The sequence below is a fragment of the Leptolyngbya cf. ectocarpi LEGE 11479 genome, from assembly GCF_015207065.1.
Taxonomy (GTDB): Bacteria; Cyanobacteriota; Cyanobacteriia; order Phormidesmidales; family Phormidesmidaceae; genus Leptothoe; species Leptothoe ectocarpi.
Genome location: NZ_JADEXP010000593.1, coordinates 1 through 1,916, shown reverse-complemented (window position 1 = coordinate 1,916; position 1,916 = coordinate 1). Strand labels below are relative to the sequence as shown.

Below are 1,916 nucleotides of genomic sequence, written 5' to 3'. Positions count from 1 at the left end.
CCCATCTCCCCTCAATCCACCGGGGCAGCTACCGCTGTTGGGATCTCAAGCCGCTCAGCAATGGTGGAGCGCTCACCGGGGCAGCTAATTGGTTCACCATCTTGCAAGATAAACGGATACAGTATCTGATTAGAGTTTTCAACCAAACGCGATGGGCTAGCAAACACAACGATACAGTGGGTAGCCTGGTTGCCCGTTGCCGTATTCATCAAACCCAAGGAAAACAGTGAATAGAAAGCAACGGTGATACCTTCTTGAAACCGGTTGTCGTTGGTGCGAATAGTGACTCCCCAGATGGCGGTGTTGGTCAATACCAAATCGAGCAGAGACGTACACTCCGACTGATTGCTGTTGTAGGCGATATCGTCTAGGGACGCCAACAGCTGAGAGCTGAAGGTAAAGTTAACCTCATCGGTGCGCAGGTCCAGGGTGGTTTGATTGTTGGTAAATAGAATATTACCGCTGGGTAGATAGAGCAGTCTCCGCACCGTGTCTAGCTGATCGTTATTGCCTGGATCGTTCGCAAACGTGGTTGCAAAGCTCTCAGGATTAACAGATGTAGTACCCCGAAATGAGGAGAGCAAGGCTGGAGTAATCAAGTCTTTTGAAATTCCTAAATTTAGAATGAACACCGCTCCAGCCAGTAGAGAAATAGGATTGATGCGGAAATCGGCTCCCTGGGAGGTGAGCTGATTTCCCACTATGGAAACAGAACCAAAGGCAATGATAAACAGGGCCTGGGCCAGCGGCTGGGTAACAATGTTGTTGTGGATTTTGACCGCTGGAATGCCGTCGGGAGAGAGCAGTTCTGAGTCCTCCAGTAGATTGGACAGGGGTTGAAAACTAATGCCAATGACAATGCCGCCGCGAGTTCCCCGATCAACGTCATCATCAAAGTTAATGCGGGGACCGTTGTTTAAGATGCGATTGTTGGTAATGTCGATCTTCTCGCCATACAGGATAAAAATGCCGCAGATGGGATCGCGATGGCTGCGACCGTTATCGGTAATCTGGTTTTCTTGGATGGTAGCATTTTCACACTCAGTTAAGGCAATTCCTCCAAAGCCCATATCTGGCAGCAGGGCCTCAGGAATCTCCGCCGGTAGCTGCTGGGCACAGCGGGTGATGACGTTACGATAGACCGTTAGGTTCTCGACTCGTACTCGCAGGCCGATGCGATCGCGAATCAAAAACGCCCCCACGCCGATGCCAGACAGGCCCATGGAGCGAATCGTATTTTCCGCAATCACCAGGTCATACAGCGTACTGACAAACTCCTGCTGCAGCCGCTGGGCCACGTCGGTTGGAAACTGCTCGACAAAAAATTGTCGTTCCTCAAACCGATTGCCATCCACCTGCACCGCTGGCCAGTGGCCCAGGGTAATACCATGGCCGTAGCCGCCAATAATGGTGTTTTGCACAATCCGAATATCGTCTGAGCTGCCACCGACCTGGATGCCCCCCTGGGCCTGGTAAGTGACTGCGGGCAGAAAGGCCAGCTGGGCAATATACTGGAACGTCTGGGTGGCCCACAGCCGCAGTGGGAAGCGGGGGGTGTAGAAAATCTCGGGTTCGGCGCAGGGGTCAAAGACGTCATCGGTAAAGTCATCGGGGCGGCGCGAGTCACTGGGATCGTCCGGATTAGGTGCTGGCACCACAACAATGCGATTGCGCTCAATCAGCCCGTCATCCGCCAATAAAAAGATGGCGGCTCGTCCGGTCTCTTTATCTAAAATGCCTAGCCGATTTCTGAGAATCTGAATGTCGTTGTTGCCAGCTCGTTCGTTGTTGACCCGAATTTCAATGGCGTGGATACAGGCAACAATGTCGTTATCAACAATGTGAATGCCCTGAGAGGGTGAGTCCGTATCTTCTGGGTCGCTCAGCTGAATGGCCGTGGTGGCGTGGGCTACCAG

The 1,916-nt window shown here is 52.5% G+C and carries 1 protein-coding gene; it reads right to left on the bottom strand.

The features are described 5' to 3' along the window. Window positions 1-11: 11 nt before the first annotated feature. Window positions 12-1,916: right-handed parallel beta-helix repeat-containing protein (locus tag IQ260_RS30255; protein ID WP_193996748.1), on the bottom strand; the 1,905-nt coding region annotated here is incomplete at its 5' end.